The sequence below is a fragment of the Pedobacter sp. AC464 genome (genome assembly GCF_979253075.1).
Genome location: NZ_CEEDBV010000002.1, coordinates 283,643 through 306,492 on the forward strand (window position 1 = coordinate 283,643; position 22,850 = coordinate 306,492).

13 protein-coding genes are annotated in these 22,850 nt (G+C 38.4%); 5 read left to right on the forward strand and 8 right to left on the reverse strand.

Annotated elements, in window-relative coordinates:
* The first annotated feature begins 100 nt into the window (after positions 1-100).
* The 3 genes from AC0IWT_RS11925 (at position 101) to AC0IWT_RS11935 (ending at position 2,956) form a co-directional block, all read left to right on the forward strand.
* Positions 101-1,147, forward strand: a complete 1,047-nt coding sequence (locus tag AC0IWT_RS11925) for a hypothetical protein (RefSeq protein WP_471797376.1) — start codon at positions 101-103, stop codon at positions 1,145-1,147.
* Between the two features lie 61 nt (positions 1,148-1,208).
* Positions 1,209-2,621, forward strand: a complete 1,413-nt coding sequence (locus tag AC0IWT_RS11930) for a hypothetical protein (protein WP_471797377.1) — start codon at positions 1,209-1,211, stop codon at positions 2,619-2,621.
* A 191-nt stretch (positions 2,622-2,812) separates the two neighbouring features.
* The gene (locus AC0IWT_RS11935; RefSeq protein WP_471797378.1) at positions 2,813-2,956 is read left to right on the forward strand and encodes a hypothetical protein; all 144 of its coding nucleotides are present in this window, start codon (positions 2,813-2,815) and stop codon (positions 2,954-2,956) included.
* A gap of 18 nt (positions 2,957-2,974) precedes the next feature.
* Here the strand turns inward: AC0IWT_RS11935 and AC0IWT_RS11940 are convergent, their stop codons facing one another.
* The 5 genes from AC0IWT_RS11940 to AC0IWT_RS11960 form a co-directional block, all read right to left on the reverse strand.
* Positions 2,975-4,063 carry an acyl-CoA dehydrogenase family protein gene (locus AC0IWT_RS11940; RefSeq protein WP_471797379.1) on the reverse strand — a complete coding sequence of 363 codons (1,089 nt, stop codon included), beginning with the start codon at positions 4,061-4,063 and terminating at the stop codon, positions 2,975-2,977.
* Between the two features lie 65 nt (positions 4,064-4,128).
* A complete protein-coding gene (gene pnuC / locus AC0IWT_RS11945) occupies positions 4,129-4,749 on the reverse strand; it encodes a nicotinamide riboside transporter PnuC (protein ID WP_471797380.1) in 621 nt (206 codons plus the stop codon).
* Between the two features lie 537 nt (positions 4,750-5,286).
* Positions 5,287-6,597 (reverse strand): DEAD/DEAH box helicase, encoded by a 1,311-nt coding sequence (locus tag AC0IWT_RS11950; RefSeq protein WP_056869954.1) that lies wholly within the window; start codon positions 6,595-6,597, stop codon positions 5,287-5,289.
* Between the two features lie 399 nt (positions 6,598-6,996).
* The gene (locus AC0IWT_RS11955; RefSeq protein WP_471797381.1) at positions 6,997-8,334 is read right to left on the reverse strand and encodes an MFS transporter; all 1,338 of its coding nucleotides are present in this window, start codon (positions 8,332-8,334) and stop codon (positions 6,997-6,999) included.
* A 219-nt stretch (positions 8,335-8,553) separates the two neighbouring features.
* Positions 8,554-9,891 (reverse strand): APC family permease, encoded by a 1,338-nt coding sequence (locus AC0IWT_RS11960; RefSeq protein ID WP_471797382.1) that lies wholly within the window; start codon positions 9,889-9,891, stop codon positions 8,554-8,556.
* A 459-nt stretch (positions 9,892-10,350) separates the two neighbouring features.
* Between AC0IWT_RS11960 and AC0IWT_RS11965 the strand changes: the two genes are divergently transcribed.
* On the forward strand, positions 10,351-12,219 hold the full coding sequence (locus tag AC0IWT_RS11965; RefSeq protein WP_056869950.1) for a DNA topoisomerase IV subunit B: 1,869 nt from the start codon (positions 10,351-10,353) through the stop codon (positions 12,217-12,219).
* A 41-nt stretch (positions 12,220-12,260) separates the two neighbouring features.
* Entirely contained in the window at positions 12,261-14,402 is a 2,142-nt protein-coding gene (locus tag AC0IWT_RS11970; protein WP_471797383.1) for an ATP-binding protein, read from the forward strand.
* A gap of 7 nt (positions 14,403-14,409) precedes the next feature.
* On the opposite strand, the gene AC0IWT_RS11975 is transcribed toward AC0IWT_RS11970, so the two are convergent.
* The 3 genes from AC0IWT_RS11975 to AC0IWT_RS11985 are packed head-to-tail and all read right to left on the reverse strand — an operon-like array spanning position 14,410 to position 22,721.
* Complete coding sequence (locus AC0IWT_RS11975) at positions 14,410-15,432, reverse strand: YihY/virulence factor BrkB family protein (protein WP_471797384.1); 1,023 nt, start codon at positions 15,430-15,432, stop codon at positions 14,410-14,412.
* A gap of 7 nt (positions 15,433-15,439) precedes the next feature.
* Positions 15,440-17,740: a translocation and assembly module lipoprotein TamL gene (gene tamL / locus AC0IWT_RS11980; protein WP_471797385.1), complete on the reverse strand. Its 2,301-nt coding sequence runs from the start codon at positions 17,738-17,740 to the stop codon at positions 15,440-15,442.
* Positions 17,724-22,721: a translocation/assembly module TamB domain-containing protein gene (locus tag AC0IWT_RS11985; RefSeq protein ID WP_471797386.1), complete on the reverse strand. Its 4,998-nt coding sequence runs from the start codon at positions 22,719-22,721 to the stop codon at positions 17,724-17,726. The genes tamL and AC0IWT_RS11985 overlap by 17 nt, the downstream gene beginning before the upstream one ends.
* Between the last annotated feature and the right edge of the window lie 129 nt (positions 22,722-22,850).

Here is a 22,850-nt window from a genome sequence, read left to right on the forward strand (position 1 = left end):
TGTTGATTACTTTATTTTGAACTATCGGTTTTCCATCCTACTTTCATGCACAAACAGATTCGGAAAACCTGAAAAACATTAATTATCTATAAATATATCTATGAAATTTCCTCAATTAGCGGGCACTCTTATCTTGGGTTTTGCCGCAATCTCTTTATTCGCCAACTGCAATACGGATGGCAAAAGCGGTGGCATTGGCAAAATGTTCTCATCAGACAGTAGTAAAAAGAAAACAGATTCTACTGTTAATGTAATGAAGCCCGTTGATCCTAAATTGTACGATTCTCTTGTACGCAAACTAGCCAACGGCGACACGACCGGGAAATGGCCGGTTAAAAACCAGCCGATTCCGTTAGCAGGCGCAATTTTACCTTTTAAGCGAATTGTTGTTTATTATGGTAACCTACATTCAAAGAAAATGGGCGCTTTAGGAGAATATGCACCGAAAGAAATGTGGCAACGCTTAAATGCAGAAGTTAAACGCTGGGAAAAAGCAGATCCAACCACTCCTGTGCAGCCGGGTTTGCATTATATCGCTGCCGTAGCTAGTGGTACAGCAGGTAAAGATGGAAAATATATTAACAGAATGGGCAACAAACAAATCGATTCTGTTTTAAAAATTGCGAAAATGCAACCAAATACCATTGTGTTTTTGGATTTACAAGTTGCCCTAAGTACGATAAAAGCAGAACTTCCTCACATCGAAAAATATTTAGAATTGCCATATGTACACCTGGGCATCGACCCGGAATTTTCGATGAAAGACGGCTCTCTGCCAGGAAAAAAAATCGGAACATATGATGCAGCAGACATTAACTACGTAACCGGTTATTTAGCTGACATTGTTAAAAAGTACAACCTGCCTCCAAAAGTTTTCACCTTGCACCGTTTTACTAAAAAGATGGTTACAAATTCTCAAAGCATTAAATTGCGACCTGAAGTTCAGGTAGTAATGCACATGGATGGATGGGGCGAACCAGAATTAAAGAAGGGCACCTATCGCCACTTTATTTTCGGCGAACCGGTTCAGTTTACCGGCTTTAAATTGTTTTATAAAAATGATTTAAAGAAAGACCCAAAAAGACTGATGACACCTGAAGAGCTTTTAAAGCTCACGCCAAAACCAATTTACATTCAATATCAATAATATTAAAGCCCGCAATTAAATTGCGGGCTTTACTTTTACCGCATCGAATTATAGCCTCCTCATGAAAAGCCTTCTCCTTACCACCTTCATTGTTGCACTTGCAACCATTTGCACTTTTGGGCAAAAATTAAATAGTCAAAATTCGTTTTCTAAAGCTGCCGAATTAGCATCTAAAAAAAATGTGCCTATCCTTTTAATTATTACTGTACCTAATATACAACGTCCGGTAACCGTTCAAGGTGTTAAAATAGATTTCAGCACTGCGCTGGATGACAAGGAGGTTATCAAGAACATAAACGAAAATTTTATTGTCTATAAAACAGTAATAGGCGACACTTCCGTAAGATCTGTTTTATCGAAATCGTCAGTCAATACCTTTCCCGCATACGTTTTTTTACACCCAAACAAAGACGTGTTTTATAAAGACTTCGGGAACTTTGGAAATAAGGAACGATACTTTTCAATGATTAAAATGGCTTTAAGTGCAGAAAAAGAAAAATCACTTTCTGAACTGGAAAAAGACTATCTGGCAAACGAAAAGGATTATGTACTTCTAAAACAGCTGATTGATACCAGGAAAAAGGCTGGAATAAATACCAATGCAGACCTGATAGAGCAATATGTAAATTCGCGTAAAACAGGCGATTTCAATAACTATGAAAGTGTTCTATATATCCTCGAAGCCGGACCATATATTAACGGGAATGCCTACAAAATGGCATTTACGAACCGGAAAATCACCGATAGTATTTATAAAACGGAACCGCTGCAGAAACGTTTGGCTTTTAACAACCAAATGATAAACAATACCATAACCGAGGCCATTAAGAAAAAGAATATTGCAATGGCTTATTCGGTAGCCAATTTTACTAGAGGGACATGGAATAGCGACTTTACCCGTGGTGGAAAGGCTTACGATAGTCAAATGATGCGTTACTATCTAGGCATTAAGGACACCGCTAATTATATGCGTACAGCGATGTTTCATTACGACAGATATTACATGAAAATTGGCGCTGATAGCATTAAAAAGATTGAAGCTAAAGATAGAGAAGCTTCTATACAGCGAAATATGCCAACGATGATTTCGAAAGCAAACATGTTATCAAAAGAAAAGATGGATAGCCTTATGAAGTTGCCTGGCAGTGCTAAAATAACTCAATCACTTACTGCAGTGGGTTCAACTTCTACCAGCTACGCGATGGAACTGAATAACGCGGCATGGCAGTTTTACCTAACTGGTACAGACAATATTAACTACTTAACCAAAGCAATGATTTGGAGCCGCCGTTCAATAGAACTTAATCCTTTGAGTGGCTATTACGACACGCTCGCACATATTCTTTACAGGATGAAGTTTTTCGAAGAAGCAATTAAAACCGAAGAAGATGCAATTAAAAAGTCGAAGACTGAGGGAAGAACTACCGATGCACTGGAGGTTGAATTAAAAAAGATGAAAGCGAGGAAGATTTAGTCGCGATGAATAAACCCATAACGATTCTACTTCTTATTAGCGGCTTTTATTAAACAGCCTATGGTCAGCGAATGAAGCAAGTAAAAACCCGTTTGGGTTGATGCACTTTATGAAAAAAATTCTTCAAGACCGTTAAAGAGGAATTTTATGCCCATTACGCGTTCTCTATAAACAATATCTTCCAAAAAATAATGGAACAGAAGGCAAATGCAGAATACCCGGCTTTCTTCTTTTTCGACAGGCAAGGGAAAATTGTTTATCAAGACTTGGGCATTTCGGCAAAACAGGAAAAGTATGTTATGATGCTCGAAAATGCAAGAAAAGCAATAAATTGAGTGCTAGTTATATTTAAATCACTCGATAAAAGTTAAAAGTGCATGCTGACTTGCAGTGTGTATATCTCTCCAAACCCTGTTAATTTCCGACTCCTTCTTTGCAGCTTCCAATCCGCAATAAGGAAAAAGTGTATCTGCAGACTGCCTGCAAGCGTGGGCCAATTTCCGGCTAATCAAACTGACAGCGGAGCATGTTTCTTCATCAATTTTTCCCTTAGAAATTAACTCATCCCACGATTCGTCAAAAGCCTTGTAAAAGTTGTTTCTTAATTGCTGGATGTTATTTTTGCATTCGTTTAGTTCATAGTTGAAAAACTCGATCTGCTTATCTGTGTATCTTTTCAAACCTGATCGCTTATAAAACGACTCTTCCGTCAACTTTAAAAAATGATTTGCCATACCCAAACTATTTACTGCCAAGGTGGTTTCGGCCAATTGTAAAAAGGGATAGTCGAAACCATTATCAGCAACCTGAATGGTGTTGTTAATTTCAAACGTTCTATTCTTAGGTACAATTAAGTTACTAACCTCAAAAGCATGACTCCCGGTGGCAATTAACCCAAAGTAAGACCAACCAGAAAGAATTTTAACTTCATCTTTTTTAAGAATAAATGACAATACTTTCGGATTGCCTAACTCATCCAAAACATCCGTTCCATCGTTATTTTGAAGGATGCAATTTGCCGTGAAGATTGTTGCATGCAAAGCGCCGCTGGCGTATTTCCAATGCCCATTAATCACATAGCCATCTGATGTGTTTCTTGCCGTACCCCCCACAGCGCCGCTACCTGCAAAGCAAACAGTTCTTTCGGCAAAAATTTCTTTAGCCAATTCCGGATTTAAAAAACCTGCAAACCATGCAGCACCAGCACACAAGGTAACGGTCCAACCCAGACTTCCATCTGCCTCTGCGAGCTCTTCTTCAAGTCTTAATATCTCTGGAAGTTTTTTCCCAGGCCCGCCATAAATTTCAGGCACAAAAAGTTTAAACCAATTTTCATCGTAGGCAAGTTCTAAAATTTCCGGATGTAATTCGCCCATTTTTTCAGACAGGGCTGAAAATGCGCTTACTTTCTCTTGCCAGGTTTGTGTTAATATATTTTGCATGAATCTTTTTTTAAACTGAATAGGTAACATGACTTAACGGGTTCAGAATGCGTAACCTTGAAGTTTTACAGCACGCTCAATTTTCTTTTCCCGATGATCTTTTTCCACTCGATAAAACCGAAGATTGCCACGATAAAAAGAAAAGTAGTTAAACAAGCCATTAAGGGCAATTTTTTATGAAACAGCAGAGGAATTGCCACGATATTTGAAATGTTGAGAAAAATCCAGTTTTCTATTTTGCGTTTCGCCAGAAGCCACATTCCTGCCCAGGCAGTGGATGACACAAAAGCATCAAACAGTGGAACATCAGAGTCGGTATGGTTTCTCAAAACAAAATAAAAAACAAAAAATCCGACTATAGAAATTAAAATGGCAATGAGCAATTCGCTGTTTGTACTCCACGATACCTGATTCTCGCCGTCGAGTTTTCGTTTTTTCCAAATTACCCAGCCATAAACACTCATCACTAAATAGTAAATACTCAGAAGCATCTCCGCATAAAGTTTCACTTTAAACAAAAGAAACATTGATAATAGTATGGAAATAATTCCAGTCGGATATAGCCAGATGCTGTTCCTTTTGGCAAATAAAACTTCTGAAACCCCAAAACCCACCGCAAGCCACTCAATTAATGGGGTATTTAAAATCTGCTCCTGAAAAAGCCTGATCCACTCTTGAAAATACATCTACAATACGCTTGTGCCTTTCGGCCGATAAAAATTATTGAAAACTGCTTTCGGGGCGAAACAGTATTGTAATGTACCTCTTCCCTACGTCGGCATTATCCGAATCAGGTGCATTAAGTGGCGAACTTTTGATAGAAGAGTTGTAAGTGAGCACCTAAACCCTAATCCCTAAACGTAAGTCACTTAAATGGGTTTAATCTCAGCCTATTAACTGCTAAACATCGCAATGTTAATAAGCACCCCTTTGAGTATGGCAAATATAGTTTTTAAATTTGAAGATTTAGATTTTTATCAAATTAACGGTTTCCAGCCAGGCAAGTACAGCAGTCCTGAAGACCCGGAGCCGGCCTAAACGACTAAAATTCGATATAATTCAGCCGTTGCCAAACGAAATTATTAGAGATGACTTTTGCCAAAAAAAACCCGGACTGTAAAATTACAAACCGGGCTTTTATGTAAATGGCAAAAAGCAAGCATAAGGATTTAAGCTTTAGCCTTTCAGCTTTAGTGTTTAAGCTTTAATCAGTCACTTGAAACCTATTTCGCTTTAGCTTTATTTCTGTTACCGCCGAATCTGCGGTTGTTACTTGCGTTACGAGGCTTTCCACTCATATTTCCCTCAGCACCATTTCTCTTTGCGCCGCCGCCACCGCCCTTAGATTGTGCCTGTGGTTTACGTTTTACCTGATTTTTTGCCAACATACTCTCCCAGGTTAATGGGTAAGGATGGCTGTCAACAACTGGTAAAGTGATTTTTATCAGTTTCTGAATGTCTAACAAATATTCATTTTCTTCAGCATCACAAAATGAAATTGCAATTCCATTTGCACCCGCACGGCCTGTACGGCCAATTCTATGCACGTAAGATTCAGGAATATTTGGCAGTTCGTAATTAAAAACGTGCGACAACTGGTCGATATCAATACCACGGGCAGCAATATCAGTAGCCACTAAAACTCTAATTTTTCTGTCTTTAAAATCAGTTAACGCCCTTTGTCTGGCATTTTGCGACTTATTACCGTGAATAGCTGCAGCTTTAATTCCGGCATGAGCCAAATCTTTCACAATCCTATCTGCACCATGTTTAGTACGGGTAAAAACCAAAGCAGTTTCAATGGCTTTATCCTCTAAAAGATGGATTAATAACTTCTTTTTATCTGGTTTGTCTACAAAATAAATCGACTGGTTAATGGTTTCGGCCGTAGAAGAAACTGGTGTAACCTCTACTTTCGTCGGATTCGATAAAATTGTATTTGCCAGTTTCTGAATTTCATCTGGCATGGTTGCCGAGAAAAACAATGTTTGACGCTTTGCGGGTAACTTGGCAACCACTTTTTTAACATCGTGGATAAAACCCATATCCAACATCCGGTCGGCTTCATCCAACACAAAAAGTTCGATAGTATTCAGGTTAATAAAACCCTGGTTCATTAAATCCAGTAAACGGCCAGGTGTAGCAACTAAAATATCGACACCTTTTTTAAGCGCCTCTACCTGCGAGTGTTGGTTTACTCCGCCAAAAATTACCAAACGGCGTAAATTTAAATTACTTCCGTAAGCTTTAAAGCTATCTTCAATTTGAATGGCAAGCTCGCGAGTTGGCGTTAAAACCAATGCTTTAATATTTTTTGTGGCCTTGGTATTGATGTGTTTTTCGTGCAGTAACTGCAACATCGGGATGGCGAAAGCGGCGGTTTTACCCGTTCCGGTTTGAGCGCAGCCTAATAAATCTTTTCCTTTTAATATTGTTGGGATGGATTGCTCCTGTATGGGTGTAGGTTGTGTATAACCTTGGGTCTCAAGCGCCTTTAAAATTGGCTCAATGAGGTTTAATTCTTTGAATAACATGTATTTTTTTTTGTAATATTTATCGAAGAAGCTAGAACAATCATTAATTGAAGGACTAACTTGCGGAGAGAATATGCCATTAAGAATGGCAAGCCCTTATTCCTGCTTCGCTGCAAAGGTAAACAAATTTATTAAGATTAAGAATTGGAGGGAAGGCACTGTGTTTGGCGCAGCACTTCTATTTTTTTTGGAAATGTTAGTGCGTCTGTTCTGGCCGATTACAGCCCTGCCCTCCGCTACAATCTTTTAAAGCTTTGGTAACTTAAAAGTTGAACATTAATGCGCCTTTAAAAGTATTTTCGCCAGGTCAGGTTTATCATGAAAGTATTGTGCGGCTGGCACCAGAATACAATAAGCCGAGCAAGTTAACCTAAAACCTGTCGAGGTTTAGAATTCTTTTCACTCCTTATTTTCTTTAAACCGGCTGAAACAAATTAAGGCAATCAGGCACAACGCGAAGCCAACAATGCCGTTCAATCGTAAACCAAAATCGTTTCCGGGGTCTTTTCCGTAAACGGTAAGCATTGCAAAAACCGCAATACCCAGGGTTTGACCAAGTTTTACAAAAAGGTATTTAACTGCAAAAAACATTCCTTCATGGTTTTCTCCAGTTTCCAAAGTATCTTTCTGGGCAATATCTGCCAAAATCGCGTTAGGTAAAATCCCTAATGCCGCTAAAGGAAAAGACGCTGATAAAACGAGTATATACAGTTGTGTTCTTGGTAATAATGGCAACTTTCCTAAAAAGAAAATGGTAACAAAAATTAAGCATAAAACCACGAACGCGGAGAGTACAAACGGTTTTTTACCAACTTTGGCAGAACCGAAGTTAACAATAGGATAAAATATTAATGATGCCAAAACCATAACGCCCATAAATTTCCCACCTTCTGATTCATCTAAACCCAGTAGCACCGTACAAAAATACAACAGGCCACTCGAAATAATGCTCAGGGCGGTATAAAATGCAAAATCAGATACGAGATAATATTTAAAATTGCTGTTTTTGAAGGTGTTTTTAATGGCTGGCCAAAGCGGAATGTGGGTTGGCTTTGCTACAGAAAATTCCTTCTCATTGATAAAAAAAACCGGAAGCAACATAACCAGGCCAGACAGAATACATAAACCCCAAATCGCAATTTGAACGGCTTCACTACGGTTTGCAACCTGAAAATTCTGCTGCACTAAATCGGCGAAATTATTGGTACAGGCTGATAGAATAATCCCGATTACAAAGCCAACTTGCTGATAACTTGATAGCTTTACTTTTTGCCGCGGTGTGTTGGTAACTTCAGCCAATAAAGCGTTGTAAGGAATAATATAAGTGGTTACCGAAACGAAAAACAAACAAAGGGTTATGGTGAGCCACCAGGCATTATGCAAACTTTCGCCTTTTTGTAAAGGATAAAAAACTAACCCACAAAAAACCATGGCAGGGAGAATTGCCCATTTCATAAAAGGCATGCGCCTGCCATTTGGGTTGTTGCTCGCATCACTTTTCGAGGCAATAAAAGGATCGAAAACAGCATCAACCAATCTGCCGGACGCTGCAATTATTGATAGAATATTAAACAAACCTAAAAAAACAAGTTGCGGAACCAGCGGTGGTAAACCAGCGTTGCTTGGTGGCAAATAAAAGTATGGCAGCATTACGATGATAATATTGGTCATCGTGCTCCACCCTATCATACCAGCAGCATAAGCGATTTCTTGTTTTAAAGAGAGTGTTTTGTTCATTAAATTATAATCATTTTAAAATGATAGAATTACGTACTTCATTATTGGCCCTGCATTGATACGCCAAATTGAAGTACCAAATTGCCATATAAACCCGACAGCAGCGGAAATACTTTTTAGGTTAACTAACGCCAAACTTAACCGTGGCGTGTTCTAAAAAGATTGTAGCGTATGGCGGGGCCACACTAACCAAAAAGCACTGCATTTGCTTTACAAAAGCTATTTCTTGTTAAACAATCTCGAAATGAAATAGATTAACAAAAACCCCACAAAAATATACAATCCGTTCAGTGCAGCACTTGGGTCGTCGGCATAAATGCTAAAGGCTACAAAAGTATAGGCGGCAATAAATATTAGAGGCAATATAGGATATAATGGAACAGTATAAATGGTTTTTTTATCAAGATGGGCTGTACGCTTTCTTAAAATAAAAATTGTTGCTGCAGAACTTGCCATACTAATGCTTTCCAGGAATATGGTATAATTTAAAATCTTATCGAAAGTTTTGGCATAAAAGATTATAACAACCGCAACAAGGGTAAAAATAGTTAGGCTCCAGGTGATTACCTCTGTTTTCGCATTCATTTTGCTAAACAATTTGGGCAGCGCACCTTCCTCGCCCATAGCAAACATAGCCCGCGGGTTGCTAAGTAAATTTACATTTACATAACCCATTACGGAGATAAAAATAATTACCGAAAGCATTTTAAAACCTGCAGGACCAAATATTTTCGATGCTAAAATTGCGGCAATGCTTTCAGCGGTTTTTAATTCTTCGAAGCCTATAACTTTAACGTAAACATAATTGAGCAGTAGATAGAGTGCAACAATTATGGTCAACCCGATGATTATTGAGCGTGGTATTACCTTTTTTGCTTCTTTAACTTCGCCTCCAAAATTGATGGTTTGTGCATAGCCGGCGTAAGAGAATGATACCGCTATTAAACATAGACCCAACGCTTTCCCATAATCTGACCAGTTTGGCAACGCGTTGCCTGGTGTTTTAAATACCGGTGCAACAGTTTGTATTTGCCCACCAAAAAAAACCGCACAAATTAAAGTCAGAATTAAGCCTATTTTAATTATTGTTAGAACGTTCTGCGTTTTCGAACTGGCTTTTAAGCCCAAAAGGTTGATTAAGTAAAATATTAAAATGGTGGTAATTGCAATCGCGACGCGGTAGGTTTCGTTCTGCATTTCTACCGGTAAAATGATTTTGCCTAGATATTCTGCTCCGATTATCGAAATTGCAGCAACAGATGCAGCGCTCGAAATTAGCACGATGCAATTGATTGCAAAGGCTATGGAGGGATGATAGGCAATGGAAAAGATTTTATAATAACCGCCAGTTACCGGATAACGGGCACCGATTTCTGCATAAGTGAGTGCGCCACAAAAAGCAACAAAACCGCCGATAAACCATGCGAGGTAGAACAATTCGGGAATTTGAGCTTTCGCAGCCACATTTACAGGTGTACGAAAAATGCCCATACCAATTACCAAACTGACTACGATCATGGATAAATCGAAGAGCGAAAGTTGCTTTTTTTGCTGCATTAAAAAAAATTATTATTGATTGGTTGAAGATAGGGAAAATAGGGTGAATGGATGCTGGAAGATGCAGAAAACAAAATAACGCTCTCAAAAAAGGGTAATTTTATAACTGCAAATGGTTAAAAGTTCCTGCTTGGTTAGCGGTTTTATGAAGTGAAAAAATGTATAATTTTTTATACTGCGGCAAACTGGCCACACACGCTTCAATAACCCGCGGGTTAATAAATCGTTTTTTGTTGAAATTTTCTTTTGCTACCCTCAAAGAATAAATCTATTATTGTATAATAATTTTTGCTACTCGAGATTCGTGAAACCAAACAGCTAAATTTTCCGACTCCCGATATCAAATCATCCCTTAATATTTGTCATGTTGAACGTTAAAGCTTGCTCCGAACATCCCTCGGTATAGCTGCTTTGTGTGAAAACGAAGTTCATTCAACCTGGTAACACTTTACTAAATTTATGGCAGAAGTAATTTATAACGACGACAGTATTCGCTCATTAGATTGGAAAGAACACATCAGACTGCGGCCCGGTATGTATATCGGTAAGCTTGGTGATGGTTCTGCGCAAGACGATGGAATTTATGTTTTGTTAAAAGAAATTGTAGATAACTCTATTGATGAGTTTGTGATGGGTACCGGAAAAACCATCGAAATTACGGTTTCTGAGCAAAAAATAAATGTTCGCGATTATGGCCGGGGAATTCCTTTAGGAAAAGTTATAGATTGTGTAAGTAAGATAAATACCGGCGGTAAGTATGATAGTAACGCCTTCCAAAAATCAGTAGGTTTAAATGGTGTAGGTACGAAAGCGGTAAATGCGCTATCAACCAGTTTCACTGTACAATCTTACCGGGATGGAAAAACCAAAAAAGTTGAGTTCTCGAAAGGGGAAATTGTAAATGAACAACCTGTTATTGACACAACCCAGCGAAATGGTACGGCCATAACTTTCTATCCGGATGAAACCATTTTCAGAAACTACCACTACATCCCTGATTTTGTGGAGAGTATGGTTTGGAACTATGTTTTCCTGAATACTGGTTTAACAATCAATTTTAATAATCAAAAATATTTTTCAGAAAGAGGACTTTACGATCTACTTTCAAAATTTAACAAGCCAGAAGAAATACGGTATCCAATTATTCATATGATTGGTAATGATATCGAGATTGCGATGACGCACGGGCAACAATACGGCGAAGACTACCACTCGTTCGTAAATGGCCAACATACTACACAAGGCGGCACACACCAGGCTGCTTTCAGGGCCGCAGTTGTAAAAACCGTACGGGAGTTTTTTAAGAAAGAGTTTGATGCTGCCGATGTGCGTTCATCAATCATCGCGGCAATTTCCGTCCGCGTGCAGGAGCCGGTTTTCGAATCGCAAACTAAAACCAAACTTGGCTCTCAAAATATGGGACCAGAAGGACCATCTGTTGCTACTTTCATCAACGATTTTGTTAAAAAAGAACTTGATGATTATCTACACAAAAATCCTGATGTGGCTGATGCGCTTTTAAAGCGAATAAACCAATCGGAACGGGAGCGTAAAGATATTGCAGGGATTAAAAAGTTAGCCAACGATAGGGCTAAAAAGGCATCGTTGCACAATAAAAAACTTCGTGATTGTAAGGTTCATTTTAATTCTACACACGAAAAACGTTACGAGACTACCTTATTTATTACCGAGGGAGATTCTGCATCGGGTTCGATTACCAAATCTCGTGATGTAGACTGCCAGGCTGTTTTCAGCCTAAAAGGAAAACCACTAAACTGCTACGAGCTGACTAAAAAAGTGGTTTACGAGAACGAAGAATTTAACCTTTTACAGCACGCCCTAAATATTGAAGATGGATTAGACGGTTTGCATTACAACAACATTGTAATTGCTACCGATGCCGATGTAGATGGCATGCACATCAGGTTGCTGATGATGACCTTCTTTCTTCAGTTTTTTCCTGATTTAGTAAAAGCAGGACATGTGTACATTTTACAAACCCCATTATTCAGGGTTCGCAATAAAAAGGAAACCATATATTGTTATAGTGATGAAGAGCGCCGGAATGCCATCGAAAAATTAGGTAATAAACCTGAAATTACTCGTTTTAAAGGATTGGGGGAGATTTCTCCTGATGAATTTGGTTTGTTTATCGGTAAAGATATCAGGCTGGACCCTGTTATTTTGAAAGATCAGACCATTAAAAGTTTGCTTGAATACTACATGGGTAAGAACACCCCCGACAGGCAACAGCACATCATCAAAAATCTCCGGGTAGAAAAAGACGAAGTACAAGAAGAACCAAAAATAATCGATGAAGTAGCATAAATTCTGGCGTTGATTAATCGCAAAATTAAATCAACGTACATTTGAAACCCACTAAAAGTTCAGCAGGAAAGTATTTAATAGTTGTATTTTTACTCGTAGCCATTTTCGGAATAACGGCAGGATTATTCGTGAATTTCTCAAAAATACCACTGTTAAAATCGGTTAATAAAATCGTTCAGGTTCAGAGTGATTTTAGTAAGCTGGATAGCTGTATTTTTAAACTGTACAACGCGGAAAACAGCTGTAGAATGTATATTGTTAGTGGCGAAAAAAGTTTCTACACGCAATTTGCGCATGAAATTAAAGAGGTTTCTTTAATCATGGACACCATCGAAAGCCAGAATTTAAAGGAAAATGCGTTTTCTAAAGAAAGCTTTACGGCGTTAATCAGGCAAAAAAAGCTGCGCACAAGCCAGTTTATCCAGTTAAAAAGATTATCAGACAGCTTAATTAACTTTTCGATCGCCGTAGACAAGGATGTTGAAAAGATTAGTCCGAACAGCGAACTTTTTACGGCCAGGCAATTCAAAAGTATCACCAGAATTGACACCCTGAAACCTAAAGTTATCGCCCAGGCTAAGAAAAAATTCTTCGGCAGAATTATCGCTGCAATAAATGATAAAGGGAAAAAAGGTACTGATAGTACAACAGCGACACTTGTAAAAACTGTTATCACTGCGGATACATCATCTGTAAATGGTGAATACAACAAAATGCAGCTAAAAGCTATAAATACTTACTACCTTAAACTTTACAAAATAAACAAGCGCTTAAAAGACAAAGAACGAGAACTTTTAGATGTTAACCATGAGCTGATTGTAAATATTGTAAACGGCCTGAAACAGTATAAAAAAACCGAAAAAAACTATTATTCATCTGTTCAAAAATTAGTTACAGTAAACGCATTCAGCACGCTGGAGAACCTGGACAAATTCACAATCATATTGCTCCTTTTTGCTGCAGGCCTGCTTATTCTGGTCTTTTACTTTATTTATACGCTCTACAAAAACGGGCAGGCACTAATCGAGTATAGTAACAAGGCTGCCTTATATGCCCTTTCCAAAAGTCGTTTTCTGGCAAATATGAGTCATGAAATTCGTACCCCCTTAAACTCTATCGTCGGTTTTTCGGAGCAATTAACACAAGTTGATCTCGAGGCCCAGCAAAAAGAGCAAATCAGTGCTATACGAAATTCTTCGGTAATGCTGCTCGACGTTGTTAATGATATTCTCGATTTTTCAAAATATGAAACCGGAAAAGTTACGATGGAACAAATTCCGTTTTCTCCGTTTACAGCTATTCAGGATGTATTTGACGGCATGAAAATACAGGCTGAAAAAAAGAAAATTGGCTTCATACTGGAAATGTCAATCGAGAAGGATTTATTCATACTTGGCGATCCGTTACGATTAAAACAAGTGGTTATGAATCTTTTAAGCAATGCTATTAAGTTTACAACTCAGGGGGAAGTTGTTTTAAAGGCAGCTTTAAGCAAAACTAGTGGTAAGCAGGCGCTGCTAAATGTGAGTGTTTCCGACACTGGTTTGGGTATAAATCATTTAGATCAGAAAATTATTTTTGATGAATTTGCGCAAGTATATTATGCATCTACCAAAGAGAAACAGCAGGGAACTGGTTTAGGGCTTGCCATCTGCAAAAAGATTGTTGAATTTCAAAATGGTACAATCAGTGTTAGCAGCGAAGAAGGAAAAGGCTCTGTTTTTTCTTTCGAGTTGCCATATGAAATCACCGGGAACAGTAAACCGGAAGAAGCCACTAAACCAGTGCGTTTGGAAGATGCGAAAATCCTGGCTGGGAAGCGTGTGCTTTTAGCCGACGATAACATGCTTAATATCCTGTTGGCAAGTACGATTCTAAAAAAATATAAGGTAAACTTTGATACCGCTTATAATGGTCTCGAAGCTTATGATTTGTTCAATGAAAATGTATACGATCTGATTTTAACGGATATTCAGATGCCCGAAATGGGCGGGATAGAACTGACAAGAAACATCAGACACGGAGAGGATGTTGCCAAAAGAGGAATCCCTATTTTGGGTGTAACAGCAAACGTGATGCAGGAAGACAGAAAAAAATACCTGGAATCTGGCATTAACGAGCTGGTTTTAAAGCCATTTTTGGAAAAAGAACTGGTAGAAAAAATGATTTTATTCTTGAAGTAGGATTGCTTTAAACCTTTGGTGCATGGATGGTATCTTCAGGGTGTTGAGGCGGAAGCACGTCAACTTTTTTCTCTACAATCGTAATCTTAGTAAATACTGCGTACTTGCTTGGGCTAATCCCACCATCGTACTTTTCTGCATAAGCCTGGGTAAATTCGGCCCCAAAGTAAAGGATAATTGAGGTGTAATATATCCAAAGCAGTATTACAATTATCGAACTTGCTGCGCCAAACGCTGAGCCCGGATTTCCTTTTTCAATATAAATGCCAATTAAATATTTACCCAAACTAAAAAGAACCGCGGTAAATAAGGCACCAATAATCGCCGATTTCCATTTGATTACAACATCAGGAAGCACTTTAAATATCACTGTGAATACAGCTGTAACCGCAGCCAAAGTAATTACATTGTTCAAAATGTAGATGATTAAACTCATTGTATCATCTGCGACAGGAACGACCTTATCGATATTTGTTTTGGAAAGCAGTTTTATCAACTTATCTCCTAACCCAACTACAACACTATTTATAACCAGAGAAACCAGTAATAAAAAACCCATCGAAACAATTAAGGAAAACGAAAGCAACCTGTTGGTAAGCATTTTCAGCCAACCTTTCTTAGGAATTGCCTTTACTTTCCAAATCATATTGATGCTATCCTGAATCTCAATAAAAATAGCCGTAGAGCCAATGACCAAGGTAGCTATACCAATAATTAAACCCATGGTAGATTGCCCGCTTTTGTTTGCATGTTCCACAAAACCCTGGATTTGTATAGCCGCATCTTTACCGACCATTTCCGTAACCTGCGCAAAAAATTTACCTCTGGTAGAGGTATTCATTTTATCGCCAAAAAAAAGCGTTGCCGCCGATAGCACGATGATAATAAGCGGTGTAAGCGAAAAAATTGTATAGTATGCTAATGAAGCACTTAGTTTGGTAATCCTATCCTCAGCAAAGCCTTTACCCGCCGCAATGAAGAGGTGATAAAGTGCAATAAAAAACTGTTTAATCTTTTGAATTATTTTCATTGAAAAATTAAAATGGATAGCCAATCCCGATATTAAAGATTAGGTTTTGCCTTCTCCAGTCTTTATTACCGAACGCAAGATCGTCAAATACCCAGCGTTGTCCTTCTGGCAAGAAAGGTTTCCGAACCGGAAAAGCCACGTCTAACCGAATAACGAATATGGTTGCATCTACCCGAACACCCGCTCCGGTGCCTACCGCCAATTCATTTAAAGCATTTTTGAGCTTAAATTCAGACCCTGGTCTGCCAGTGTTTGTAGTTCCTGGTATTCCGGTGTCTTCTTTACGCAGCCAAACGTTACCCGCATCTACAAATAATGCGCCATAAAGAATACTGACAATTTTAAAACGCAATTCTGAATTGAGCATCAACTTTATATCCCCGCCCTGGTCGGCAAAAATAGCATCTTCAGGTACTTTGTAAGTTCCCGGACCTAACGTTCTCGCCGGAAATGCTCTTATATCATTACTTCCGCCAGCAAAAAACTGCCTTACAAAGGGCAAAGAAGTACTGTTGCCATAGGCATAACCGTACCCAAGGTTTAGCCTGTTAGCCCAAACTACGTTCCTGGTAACTTTATAATAGTCTCTTAAATCTGCCTCTAACCTAACAAACTGAGATAAGGGTACGTTAAAAAGCGAACGTTTACCTTGATCATCTTTAGGCACAAATGCACCCCAAACATTCCCACCTGTTTCCACACCGCCGAAGAAATAGGTATTATTTCTGCGATTGTCTTCCATTTGGTTTGTAAAGGTGAAATTATAATTACTCCCGATTATAAACTGATTCTCTAAAGTTGAACGGAGCAGCGGATTTTGTTCGTAAAGACGTTCCTTTGTGGTATCGGAAGGAAAAGTTGTCGAAATATAACTTACCGAGATTGGATTGAAGTTATGTTCCTTGTATTGATTTTCCTTGAAGTTATAGCCAAATTCTCCTTTAAAAGCATGTAAAGTATATTCCGAACCGCGATTTAGCATCTGGTAAGAAAGGGACGTAATCGTTTTCGGGATAAACGCTGTTGTACTGTTTGGTTTGTAAAACGGAACAATAAATCTTGGAAAGGTTAGTTTGCCTTCTGCTGTTAACGAGATTGAATTTTTCCCAAGTGCTGTTCCCTTAGTTTGCGTTTCAAAGCCACCGCTAACGCTAACGTCTAATTGTTCGGCCCCGCGGAATAAATTTCTGGTGGTTTGCGTAACTTTCACTTCTGAGCCGACAAAATTGTTCGATTTGCTGGTTCCGGTTACCGAAAATGTTAACGAATTTTTCTTAAGCGGCGTTAAGTAGATATTTAAATCCAGCTGGTTATTTTTGAAGCTGTCAAGCGGCAAAAATTCGGCCCTAACATCCTGAAAAGCCCCAACATTTACCATTCTGTTTAGCGATTGATTATGGTCTTTACGATTGTATAATTCACCCTTCTGAAAAAACACCAATCTATCAAATAACCCTGGTTTAAAGGTATTCCGGTCATCATAAATATTAAAATCGTGGTACTGCACTGGTTTAAGCCTGCGCAATACGCTGTCTCTCCTTATGGAATAAGCAGGATAAATGTTAATATTATTAATGGTATACGGTTTTAAACCCGCTTCAGGGGCAATATCTTTTACTTTTACGGTAATGTTAACGAGGTTTTTGCCTATTGTACTATCAACCTGCATAATTAAATAATCCGGACTGAAATAAAAGTATCCACTTTCTTTCAAGTCGTTGTCGATTCTTATGCGTTCATTTTTATAGACATCTAAATCGTAATAATCTCCTACTTTTAACAGTGTTTTATCTTTATTCGAATTGATAATTTTTGTCAGCACACCAGAATCTGGCGGGAAATTTATTTTATTTATTTTATACCGTTCTCCGGTAACAGCGGTGTAAATCGCTTTACCTTTTTTGTCTTTTACAACCGTATCTCCGGTAACAACCGCCTGTAGGTAGCCTTCGCTCAACAAATAACTCGTAAGTACATCATTGTTGTATTTCAGTTTAACTTCGCTTAAAAGAACTGGGGCCTCCCCTTTTTTTCTAATCCAATTCCTTAAACCCTTTGGCTTCTTAGGCTCGCCGGCAAAGTTATAAATGGCAAGCTTTAACTTATTATTAGGGCGTGGTCTGGTTTTACTTTTTAAATCTGCCTTTACCTGCTTTTCATCATCGATTTTACCTGACGAATCGGGATTAATATTTATCTCTGCGCCTGTATATAAAATCTGGCCAGGTTTTAAGGATTTCGTGCTACTACAACCCGCATAAACTAAACAGGCCAATACAAATAAAATAGGTCTAGTTAGTTGTCTCATCTTGTGCTTTCTGTTCAATGTTTCTCGTTCTTCTATTTCGTTTTTTCTGGAAAATCTCTTTGAATTTATTGTAATCAACAACTAAAGTAAATCCCAGTCCTGTTTCAATGATCTGGCCTTGTACGATTACATCGTTCTGATTTCGCCTGTAAGCCCTCAACCGGTACCTTCCATCGGCAGATAATGCATATTCTACGTTTACGTTTCCTGCAATATTAGTTGATTTTTCTCCTGGCGCCTGCGGGCCCTCAAGTGCGAAAGAACTTCCTACAGTTACGGTCAACCTGTCGTTAAGGAGTTTTTTCGATAAGCCAACCTCCAAATCCGTTTTCTGTTGCAACGAGCCTGTAGAATAATCTTCTGAAGAATTTACCCCAAAATTAAGATCAACACCTTGAATCAAATCTGATGTTAGGTTGTTTAATTGCTCTGTTAATAATTTGCTCACACTCGATCTTGCAAGTGTAGATACGCCTCCGCCTCCACCGGCTAAACTTTGAAATGGGTTATTTGCGATAAACCTGTTAAGCGCCAACAAGGCAAAAACCTGTTTATTAAGCTCGCTTTCATCACGATTTACATTTTGAAGCCTGGTATAAGCCAAACTTCCAATTTCTGTTGCTCTTTCATTTTCCGGCAGATCAATTTTGAAAGAAATGATTGGTTTAAGCAACTCCCCTTTCATCATCAAATAAACCTGAAACGGAAGCTTCGTTTTTGCCTGTACCAAATCCGGCTGGTTTAATAAATCGATAGGTGCTGCATTTACTTCGTACATTGCAGATAAGTTAACATTTGCCGTAGTAGGCTCGCCGGTCCACACGATTGTGCTTCCTTTAACTATTTTAAATTCTTTTTTACCTAACGGGCCAACCGACAAATTATAAGAGCCATCAACAACTTCATAGCGTCCGGTTAAACTAATTTTCCCACTTGGATCCATTGTTGCGTTCAAATCCGCATCGCCTTTTATATTAAGCGCATCACCGTTTGATGGGTCAACAACTACATTAAGTTCCGCTTCAGGATCTATTTTAACTGCCGCAACGAGGTTTAAGCCTTTAATTGGTGATTTACTTACGCTATCAACCTTCAATGCTTTTTGCCCGTTAAAAGGCGGCGCATCAGCATCAATAAACTGAACTATACCTTCCTGGTCAATAATAGCAGGGTCGTTTGCAGGCAAAGCAAAGAAAAACTTAGTGCCTTTGTTAACGTTCACCGTCATGTTTACATCAGGCTGGTTCAAATCTCCTCTAACCTTAATATTACTGGTTAGAAAAACAGTTCCGTAAATCATTTCATTATCCGCCGCAGTAGAATTTATTGCCCTGAAATTATTCATCCGAATGTCGAGTCCGAACTTATAATTTTTGTAGTCAGTGGTTAACACCTTTCCGTTAATTGTTGCCTTTTGATTAAGCGAATCGATAAGCGTAAAGTTGTTAAAAGCTATGCCTTCATTGGTGAATGAAATTTTCTCGTTCGGCAATCTAAAATATGAATTCACGTAAGCAACGTTTATGCCTGCATTATTGAATGTTAAATCGCCCAATATTCTTGGCGCAGTTAAAGCGCCTTTAACTGAAAGTGCTCCAGTTAATGTTCCGGTTCCATTTTTTAACTGTCCCTGCGATAAACTTTCAATGTTTTTCATTTCAATCTTATCGATATTAACCGTTAAATCGAGCTCACTTTGCGGGGCGGTGTAATAAAAGCCGTTAACCCTAAGTTCGTGTACACCTGTCAGTGCCACATTCACTTCAAAAGCATTTTTGGTATTATTGTTCACAGCCAATCTCAAGGTGCCCAACTGGTCTTTTTCATAGCGCAGCTGGTCTATCGTTAAGTTTGCTTCAAATTTAGGAGTTGATGCTAAATCTTTAACATTTGCGGTACCATTTAAGCGCCCACCAACCAAAGTTGTATCTGTTTCTGCAAATTTGGTGAGTGTTTCGAGTTGGAAATCTTTAAATTCTACAGCTAATGGTGCATTAGGCTGAGTTGGATTACTATTAATGGATAGAGACTGACCACTGTTACTAATCTGAAATTGATTTACCAGAATGCCCGATGCGCCAAATTGTATATAGTTATCTTGCGAAACTACCCATTTTTGATAATCCAGCAACAGCTTTTGTGGATCCAAAGAAAATTTAAAATCTTTATTAATCGATTGGAATGTTCCGCCTATAACGTATTTGTCCTTAAGTTTTCTATCACGAAGGAAAATGTTGACGCCGAGGTTGTTGTTCGCAGCATCGCCACTAACCTCTGTGTTAAACAACGCAATTGATGGGCTCTGTAAACTCTTTACAGTTAAAGCATAATTTAATTTATTATTGTCGTTGTTGATGTTCAAAACTGTCGTGTCAACTTTAAAATCGCCGTAAACAACCTGCGGGAAATTACCTTTAATTTGTAAGCTATCTTTCTGAGTGTCGATTAAGCCATAAAATTGAGATTGTTTAAATACTGCGAGTTCTGGCACAAACTGTTTCAACAGCTTGGAATCATAAATTTGAACAGCAAACCTCATTCTTTGGTCTGGAATTTTCGTTACAGTTCCAAAGGCATAGTACTTATTAATTTCGTTGATAATGGCATTGCTTATCTTTGTCAACTGATATTTACCATCTACCCTGGCAGATAAAATTTCCGATTTCAACGTTAATTCATTGGCTGTTTCGGTGGTTTTAGCCTTAACAGAAATTGTATCTACATTAATGCGCTGTGCATCTTTTAGCAGCTGTAAACCTGTAATGTCAACAGTACCATTTAAATAATCTGCATCAGCAGTTGCTAAATCTACTTTGACCAGGCCGGCGGCCGTTAAAATCGTCGGACTAAAATTAAGTGCCTGCAAATTCAATTGCTTTAGATTAAGATTTGCCTTTACAGCAGGATATTTGCCCGCAAGGTTAGCTTTGGCATCGAGTGTAAAGTTTGCATTATTATCTGGCATGCTTCCTTTTATTGAAACATTCTGGTTGGCGTACGTACCAGCAATATTCAGATTGCGATAGGTATATTTGTTGTAATAAGCATTTAAAACGCGGGCGTTAAATCTGGCATTTATCTTTTTCGGGTCCAAACCTGTTCCTGCAACGTTTGCCTTAACCGAAACGCGACCCAGTTTTGGCTGCATTTTTAACAAACGGCCAACGTTAAAGTTGTTGAGGGTAACATCTGCTTTGTAACTTTCTCTGCCTTTTGGTCCCTTCATTGTGGCGGCTAAAATCGCAGCACCCATATCCGTCTGGATATTCATGTTGGTGTTGAAATCCGTCATTGAGCCAGTAAACCTTCCTTTGGCATTTATTACATTTGGCAACTCGATGCTTGGTGGTAAGGATTTTCTTGGCACCGCCACCAGGATATCGCTCTTGGTTAAGTAAAGTTTTTTAATGTTTAAATCCAGAAAAGTTTTGTTAATATCCGGTAGTCCCTTTGCGGTTCCGCTTATGTCTATTTGCGTGTTCTTTAGCCCGCTAACCTGCAACCGTGGGATATTGAGATTATTCAGGTAGCCGTTTACATCAGCATTTATCTTAATTTTTTCGTTGCGGTAGTTTGCCGGAACAGCATCGCTAAAATAGCCTGCATCTTTTAATCCAATTGTGGTATTTTTTAAGCTCAAAGCCAGTTTTACCCGCTCCGGATGCTTTGTCAAATCATCCATTGAAGTAAAATTCAGTTCAGTGGCATTTTCAATGTTCGTATTTGGTGTTCTTAAAATAAAATTGCTCAGTTTAATCTGCTTGTCGTTATAAACCGCATTTCCCTTTAACTCATTCAGCTGGAAACCGCTTTTTTCCTTTAACGAACCATTTTTAACATTTGCTTTAATGCCGGCTGCACTGTAACTCACATCGCCTGCGCCAAAAGTTAATCCGGTGATTTTTAAATGATTAAAATCCATTCCCTTTGCAGCGGCCTTTGCACCTAAATTATCGAACTGAACATTATTTTCTGCTAAACTTATGTTCTTAATCATTAAGCCTAAGGTAGATTTCTGAGCGACAACAGTGTCTTTAACTTTTTTAAGGTCGTTACTCGGTGCCGGCTTAAAGGCGAAAAGGATATTTGATTTATTTAGTTTGGCATCATCAACTGTATATTTACTATTTGTTAAATCTACTTTTAGGTTTGTTAAGCCTAATTCAATTACATCCGCAATAGCCTTGGTTGTTGAAATCTGATCATCGTAATTTACTTTAACATTGTTAAAAGCAAAGTTTTCTACCTCAATTAACGGAAGTTTCCCTGTTGCTTTCTGGCTGCTATCTACCGTATTTGTAATGTGCTGCACCAATTGTGTTAGCGGCTTTTGCTGCAAGTATTTTAACGATGTGTTGTTTAATGTCAAGTCGCGGATAACATAGTGCTGATTAGCCAAATCAAAAGTTTTCAACTTAGTTTTGAATGCACCTAAGTGCAGTTTCACATCGTTTCCAGCAACGTCATCACGGTAGGTAATACCAATATCTTCAAACGACACTTTATCTACCGAAAACTTCAAAGTTGAAGTGGTGTCTTTGTCGACCTTTTCTTCAGGTTTTTTCTGGTCGCTCATGAAAGCATCTACCAAAAAAGAAAAGTTAAAAGTCGTATCGGGGTTTATCCTTTTAACATTCGCCCGTATGTTTTTTAGTTCGATATTATTAATCTCAACAGTATTTTTTAAGAGTTTGAAGAGGCTGATATCAACAGCGAGTTTTTCGGCATATAAAAGCGTATCGCCTTTTCTGTCTTCGATATAAAACTTGTTTAAAACAACATCTTTGGGAAGCGCAATTTTAATGCTTTCGAGACTAACCTCCGTTTTCGTTTTATCTTTAAGGTAGTTTATCGCTTTCCCTTTTACAAAATTTTGTACCGCAGGAATGTTTAGAGACAAAGCCACCGCGACAACCAAAATTATCACCGAGGCGATGATCCAGAGTAAAACTTTAAGACTTTTACGTACGTATTTATTCAAAGCTGATAGTGTTTGGTAATTTACTAAATGCCAAAAGCATGCCACTAAAATTAATTTAAGGCAGATCTTTGTAATTAATACAAAAAATAAACTAAATTGTTCGCCCCGCTATAAAATTTAACATTAGCG

Coding starts and splice junctions, on each gene's coding strand:
- AC0IWT_RS11925 (WP_471797376.1), top strand. CDS start 101: ATGAAATTTCCTCAATTAGCGGGCACTCTTATCTTGGGTTTTGCCGCA.
- AC0IWT_RS11930 (WP_471797377.1), top strand. CDS start 1,209: ATGAAAAGCCTTCTCCTTACCACCTTCATTGTTGCACTTGCAACCATT.
- AC0IWT_RS11935 (WP_471797378.1), top strand. CDS start 2,813: ATGGAACAGAAGGCAAATGCAGAATACCCGGCTTTCTTCTTTTTCGAC.
- AC0IWT_RS11940 (WP_471797379.1), bottom strand. CDS start 4,063: ATGCAAAATATATTAACACAAACCTGGCAAGAGAAAGTAAGCGCATTT.
- pnuC (WP_471797380.1), bottom strand. CDS start 4,749: ATGTATTTTCAAGAGTGGATCAGGCTTTTTCAGGAGCAGATTTTAAAT.
- AC0IWT_RS11950 (WP_056869954.1), bottom strand. CDS start 6,597: ATGTTATTCAAAGAATTAAACCTCATTGAGCCAATTTTAAAGGCGCTT.
- AC0IWT_RS11955 (WP_471797381.1), bottom strand. CDS start 8,334: ATGAACAAAACACTCTCTTTAAAACAAGAAATCGCTTATGCTGCTGGT.
- AC0IWT_RS11960 (WP_471797382.1), bottom strand. CDS start 9,891: ATGCAGCAAAAAAAGCAACTTTCGCTCTTCGATTTATCCATGATCGTA.
- AC0IWT_RS11965 (WP_056869950.1), top strand. CDS start 10,351: ATGGCAGAAGTAATTTATAACGACGACAGTATTCGCTCATTAGATTGG.
- AC0IWT_RS11975 (WP_471797384.1), bottom strand. CDS start 15,432: ATGAAAATAATTCAAAAGATTAAACAGTTTTTTATTGCACTTTATCAC.
- tamL (WP_471797385.1), bottom strand. CDS start 17,740: ATGAGACAACTAACTAGACCTATTTTATTTGTATTGGCCTGTTTAGTT.